This window comes from Vibrio wakamikoensis (assembly GCF_050337275.1).
GTDB lineage: Bacteria > Pseudomonadota > Gammaproteobacteria > Enterobacterales > Vibrionaceae > Vibrio > Vibrio chaetopteri.
Window position 1 is genome coordinate 1 of the sequence record NZ_JAKJST010000003.1, and the last position, 6,687, is coordinate 6,687.

A 6,687-nucleotide genomic window follows, 5' to 3' on the forward strand; every position below is an offset into this window, starting at 1 on the left:
AAAAAGTGCGTCGTAGTCCGGATTGGAGTCTGCAACTCGACTCCATGAAGTCGGAATCGCTAGTAATCGTGGATCAGAATGCCACGGTGAATACGTTCCCGGGCCTTGTACACACCGCCCGTCACACCATGGGAGTGGGCTGCAAAAGAAGTGGGTAGTTTAACCTTCGGGAGGACGCTCACCACTTTGTGGTTCATGACTGGGGTGAAGTCGTAACAAGGTAGCCCTAGGGGAACCTGGGGCTGGATCACCTCCTTATACGAATAGATTATTGCGATGAGTGTTCACACAGATTGATTAGGTTTATGAATTAAAGACGATGCTTGGGTCTGTAGCTCAGGTGGTTAGAGCGTTCGCCTGATAAGCGAGAGGTCGGTGGTTCAAGTCCACTCAGACCCACCAATCTTCCTCCCAGATGATTGGCGATAAGCATCAACACTGATGGGGCTATAGCTCAGCTGGGAGAGCGCCTGCCTTGCACGCAGGAGGTCTGCGGTTCGATCCCGCATAGCTCCACCATCTTTAAGTGTTTTCTCTTTGAGAATATTTAAAAATGGTTTCTTTCTTTAACTAGAAAGCAAATCTCGTTCTTTAACAATTTGGAAAGCTGACGAATAACATTTGATTAATGTTATTCATTTAAAAGTTCTCAAATCCTAGATGATTTAATCATTTAGGTACCAACACACATTCAAGTGTTCTTGGGAATAGCGAAAGCTATTCATATTTGAGTCCGGCAAAATCGAGTCTGCATCATGTATAAAAATTGCAGACAACTTTGGTTGTTTAACGACAATCTCGAGGTTTCTTTGAAACTCTTTGGGGTTGTATGGTTAAGTGACTAAGCGTACACGGTGGATGCCTTGGCAGTCAGAGGCGATGAAAGGCGTAATAACTTGCGATAAGCCCAGATTAGGTAGTAATAACCTTTGARTCTGGGATTCCTGAATGGGGAAACCCAACTGCATAAGCAGTTATCGCTGAGTGAATACATAGCTCAGCGAGGCGAACCGGGGGAACTGAAACATCTAAGTACCCCGAGGAAGAGAAATCAACCGAGATTCCGAAAGTAGCGGCGAGCGAAATTGGATTAGCCCTTAAGCTTTTAATGAGACAGACGAAGGCTCTGGAAAGTGCCGCAGTAAAGGGTGATAGCCCCGTAGTCGACATCTCATCATCAGTGAAATCGAGTAGGGCGGGACACGTGATATCCTGTCTGAATATGGGGGGACCATCCTCCAAGGCTAAATACTACTGACTGACCGATAGTGAACCAGTACCGTGAGGGAAAGGCGAAAAGAACCCCTGTGAGGGGAGTGAAATAGAACCTGAAACCGTGTACGTACAAGCAGTAGGAGCACCTTCGTGGTGTGACTGCGTACCTTTTGTATAATGGGTCAGCGACTTATATTCAGTGGCAAGGTTAACCGTTTAGGGGAGCCGTAGGGAAACCGAGTCTTAACTGGGCGTTCAGTCTCTGGATATAGACCCGAAACCAGGTGATCTAGCCATGGGCAGGTTGAAGGTTGAGTAACATCAACTGGAGGACCGAACCGACTAATGTTGAAAAATTAGCGGATGACTTGTGGCTAGGGGTGAAAGGCCAATCAAACCTGGAGATAGCTGGTTCTCCCCGAAATCTATTTAGGTAGAGCCTCGGACGAATACTACTGGGGGTAGAGCACTGTTAAGGCTAGGGGGTCATCCCGACTTACCAACCCTTTGCAAACTCCGAATACCAGTAAGTACTATCCGGGAGACACACGGCGGGTGCTAACGTCCGTCGTGGAGAGGGAAACAACCCAGACCGCCAGCTAAGGTCCCAAATTATAGCTAAGTGGGAAACGATGTGGGAAGGCTTAGACAGCTAGGATGTTGGCTTAGAAGCAGCCATCATTTAAAGAAAGCGTAATAGCTCACTAGTCGAGTCGGCCTGCGCGGAAGATGTAACGGGGCTAAGCTATAAACCGAAGCTGCGGCAATGACTTAGGTCATTGGGTAGGGGAGCGTTCTGTAAGCCGTTGAAGGTGGACTGTAAGGTCTGCTGGAGGTATCAGAAGTGCGAATGCTGACATGAGTAACGATAATGGGGGTGAAAAACCTCCACGCCGGAAGACCAAGGGTTCCTGTCCAACGTTAATCGGGGCAGGGTGAGTCGACCCCTAAGGCGAGGCCGAAAGGCGTAGTCGATGGGAAACGGGTTAATATTCCCGTACTTCTTACAATTGCGATGGGGGGACGGAGAAGGCTAGGTGGGCCTGGCGACGGTTGTCCAGGTTCAAGTGCGTAGGCTTGAGAGTTAGGTAAATCCGGCTCTCTTTAAGGCTGAGACACGATGTCGAGCTACTACGGTAGTGAAGTCATTGATGCCATGCTTCCAGGAAAAGCCTCTAAGCTTCAGATTGTAAGGAATCGTACCCCAAACCGACACAGGTGGTCGGGTAGAGAATACCAAGGCGCTTGAGAGAACTCGGGTGAAGGAACTAGGCAAAATGGTACCGTAACTTCGGGAGAAGGTACGCTCCTCRCGGTGAAGTCCCTTGCGGATGGAGCTATGGGGAGTCGCAGATACCAGGTGGCTGCAACTGTTTATTAAAAACACAGCACTGTGCAAAATCGTAAGATGACGTATACGGTGTGACGCCTGCCCGGTGCCGGAAGGTTAATTGATGGGGTTAGACTTAGGTCGAAGCTCTTGATCGAAGCCCCGGTAAACGGCGGCCGTAACTATAACGGTCCTAAGGTAGCGAAATTCCTTGTCGGGTAAGTTCCGACCTGCACGAATGGCGTAATGATGGCCACGCTGTCTCCACCCGAGACTCAGTGAAATTGAAATCGCTGTGAAGATGCAGTGTACCCGCGGCTAGACGGAAAGACCCCGTGAACCTTTACTACAGCTTGGCACTGAACATTGACCCTACATGTGTAGGATAGGTGGGAGGCTTTGAAACGAGTACGCCAGTATTCGTGGAGCCGTCCTTGAAATACCACCCTTGTAGTGTTGATGTTCTAACGTYGGCCCCTTATCGGGGCTGCGGACAGTGCCTGGTGGGTAGTTTGACTGGGGCGGTCTCCTCCCAAAGAGTAACGGAGGAGCACGAAGGTGGGCTAAACACGGTTGGACATCGTGTGGTTAGTGCAATGGCATAAGCCCGCTTGACTGCGAGAATGACAATTCGAGCAGGTGCGAAAGCAGGTCATAGTGATCCGGTGGTTCTGAATGGAAGGGCCATCGCTCAACGGATAAAAGGTACTCCGGGGATAACAGGCTGATACCGCCCAAGAGTTCATATCGACGGCGGTGTTTGGCACCTCGATGTCGGCTCATCACATCCTGGGGCTGAAGTCGGTCCCAAGGGTATGGCTGTTCGCCATTTAAAGTGGTACGCGAGCTGGGTTTAGAACGTCGTGAGACAGTTCGGTCCCTATCTGCCGTGGGCGTTGGAAGATTGAAGGGGGCTGCTCCTAGTACGAGAGGACCGGAGTGGACGAACCTCTGGTGTTCGGGTTGTCATGCCAATGGCATTGCCCGGTAGCTAAGTTCGGAATCGATAACCGCTGAAAGCATCTAAGCGGGAAGCGAGCCCTGAGATGAGTCTTCCCTGGCACTTTAAGTGTCCTAAAGGGTTGTTCGAGACTAGAACGTTGATAGGCAGGGTGTGTAAGCGTTGTGAGGCGTTGAGCTAACCTGTACTAATTGCCCGTGAGGCTTAACCATACAACACCCAAAGGGTTTTGATTGGACTCAAAGCAAGAACAAATTGAATGTGTAGAGAACGCATTAACAGCTTTCCGAATTTATTGTTTTCAGATTTCAGAAAATCTGAAGGCAAAACAGAATTTGCTTGGCGACCATAGCATTGTGGACCCACCTGATTTCCATGCCGAACTCAGAAGTGAAACGCAATAGCGCCGATGGTAGTGTGGGGYTTCCCCATGTGAGAGTAGGACATCGCCAGGCTCCTATTTATTTTCACTTTTTTGAAAAGTGAAGACAAAAGGTTCGCACTTGCTTATTTAATAAGCAAGTCACCATAGAGTTCTAAAGTTTCTTAGAATTTTATGTTGACTTTCAAAGTGAGAAGCGTATTATACGCACCTCGCTGACGCACTAAGGTGTTGAAAGCAAAGCTCTTTAACAATATAAACCTATCAATCTGTGTGGGCACTCGTTGATGATAATCAAATTAGATACCTCGGTATCAAATTAGGTTTTCAATGAACTGAGTGACCAATCAAGTCGAAAGACTTGGCACAGTCAATTCATTATCGTTCTGTTGGAACGATAATAGCTTTAAAATTACTTCTTACTCTTGAGTAAGGATGAGTTTTGAAGTCAGTATTCATTGAGCCGACAAAATCTTAAATTGAAGAGTTTGATCATGGCTCAGATTGAACGCTGGCGGCAGGCCTAACACATGCAAGTCGAGCGGAAACGAGTTAACTGAACCTTCGGGTGACGTTAACGGCGTCGAGCGGCGGACGGGTGAGTAATGCCTGGGAATATGCCTTGATGTGGGGGATAACCATTGGAAACGATGGCTAATACCGCATAACGCCTTCGGGCCAAAGAGGGGGATCTTCGGACCTCTCGCGTCAAGATTAGCCCAGGTGGGATTAGCTAGTTGGTGAGGTAATGGCTCACCAAGGCGACGATCCCTAGCTGGTCTGAGAGGATGATCAGCCACACTGGAACTGAGACACGGTCCAGACTCCTACGGGAGGCAGCAGTGGGGAATATTGCACAATGGGCGCAAGCCTGATGCAGCCATGCCGCGTGTGTGAAGAAGGCCTTCGGGTTGTAAAGCACTTTCAGTCGTGAGGAAGGTGGTGTAGTTAATAGCTGCATYATTTGACGTTAGCGACAGAAGAAGCACCGGCTAACTCCGTGCCAGCAGCCGCGGTAATACGGAGGGTGCGAGCGTTAATCGGAATTACTGGGCGTAAAGCGCATGCAGGTGGTTCGTTAAGTCAGATGTGAAAGCCCGGGGCTCAACCTCGGAACTGCATTTGAAACTGGCGGACTAGAGTACTGTAGAGGGGGGTAGAATTTCAGGTGTAGCGGTGAAATGCGTAGAGATCTGAAGGAATACCGGTGGCGAAGGCGGCCCCCTGGACAGATACTGACACTCAGATGCGAAAGCGTGGGGAGCAAACAGGATTAGATACCCTGGTAGTCCACGCCGTAAACGATGTCTACTTGGAGGTTGTGGCCTTGAGCCGTGGCTTTCGGAGCTAACGCGTTAAGTAGACCGCCTGGGGAGTACGGTCGCAAGATTAAAACTCAAATGAATTGACGGGGGCCCGCACAAGCGGTGGAGCATGTGGTTTAATTCGATGCAACGCGAAGAACCTTACCTACTCTTGACATCCAGAGAACTTAGCAGAGATGCTTTGGTGCCTTCGGGAACTCTGAGACAGGTGCTGCATGGCTGTCGTCAGCTCGTGTTGTGAAATGTTGGGTTAAGTCCCGCAACGAGCGCAACCCTTATCCTTGTTTGCCAGCGAGTAATGTCGGGAACTCCAGGGAGACTGCCGGTGATAAACCGGAGGAAGGTGGGGACGACGTCAAGTCATCATGGCCCTTACGAGTAGGGCTACACACGTGCTACAATGGCGCATACAGAGGGCGGCCAACTTGCGAAAGTGAGCGAATCCCAAAAAGTGCGTCGTAGTCCGGATTGGAGTCTGCAACTCGACTCCATGAAGTCGGAATCGCTAGTAATCGTGGATCAGAATGCCACGGTGAATACGTTCCCGGGCCTTGTACACACCGCCCGTCACACCATGGGAGTGGGCTGCAAAAGAAGTGGGTAGTTTAACCTTCGGGAGGACGCTCACCACTTTGTGGTTCATGACTGGGGTGAAGTCGTAACAAGGTAGCCCTAGGGGAACCTGGGGCTGGATCACCTCCTTATACGAATAGATTATTGCGATGAGTGTTCACACAGATTGATTAGGTTAGAAAGTTAAGACAAAGGAAACCGTTCCCAGAGAGGCCTAGAACACAGCTGGGAGAGCGCTTCGCCGGCAACGAAGAGAACAGCGGTTCGACCCCCCAAAGCGACACCATCTTTAAGCGTTTTCTCTCGAGAATACTTAAAAATGGTTACTTCATTACGAAGTGATTAGCTCTTTAACAATTTGGAAAGCTGACGAATAACATTTGATTAATGTTATTCATTTAAAAGTTCTCAAATCCTATGTCTTCCTCTTTTATTAGAGAAAAGATGTAGGTACCAACACACATTCAAGTGTTCTTGGAAGTGACGAAAGTCCACTTTTTGCCTCTGCTTTTTCTTAAAAAGCGGAAACAAAGAGTTATTTGAGTCCGGCAAAATCGAGTCTGCACATGTATAAAAATGCAGACAACTTTGGTTGTTTAACAACAATCTCGAGGTTTCTTTGAAACTCTTTGGGGTTGTATGGTTAAGTGACTAAGCGTACACGGTGGATGCCTTGGCAGTCAGAGGCGATGAAAGGCGTAATAACTTGCGATAAGCCCAGATTAGGTAGTAATAACCTTTGAGTCTGAGATTCCTGAATGGGGAAACCCAACTGCATAAGCAGTTATCGCTGAGTGAATACATAGCTCAGCGAGGCGAACCGGGGGAACTGAAACATCTAAGTACCCCGAGGAAGAGAAATCAACCGAGATTCCGAAAGTAGCGGCGAGCGAAATTGGAT

At 48.9% G+C, this 6,687-nt stretch carries 2 tRNA genes and 5 rRNA genes; all 7 read left to right on the forward strand.

From position 1 onward, the window contains the following. Positions 1-258, forward strand: a 16S ribosomal RNA gene (locus L4C42_RS00325); the annotation flags it as partial. Between the two features lie 67 nt (positions 259-325). After that, a tRNA-Ile gene (locus L4C42_RS00330) sits at positions 326-402 on the forward strand. Between the two features lie 41 nt (positions 403-443). Next, positions 444-519 (forward strand) — tRNA-Ala (locus L4C42_RS00335). 312 nt (positions 520-831) lie between these two features. Continuing rightward, positions 832-3,718: ribosomal RNA gene (locus tag L4C42_RS00340) — 23S ribosomal RNA — on the forward strand. Positions 3,719-3,844: 126 nt separating this feature from the next. Further along, positions 3,845-3,961: ribosomal RNA gene (rrf, locus tag L4C42_RS00345) — 5S ribosomal RNA — on the forward strand. Positions 3,962-4,364: 403 nt separating this feature from the next. After that, positions 4,365-5,917: ribosomal RNA gene (locus L4C42_RS00350) — 16S ribosomal RNA — on the forward strand. A 510-nt stretch (positions 5,918-6,427) separates the two neighbouring features. Further along, a 23S ribosomal RNA gene (locus tag L4C42_RS00355) occupies positions 6,428-6,687 on the forward strand; the annotation flags it as partial.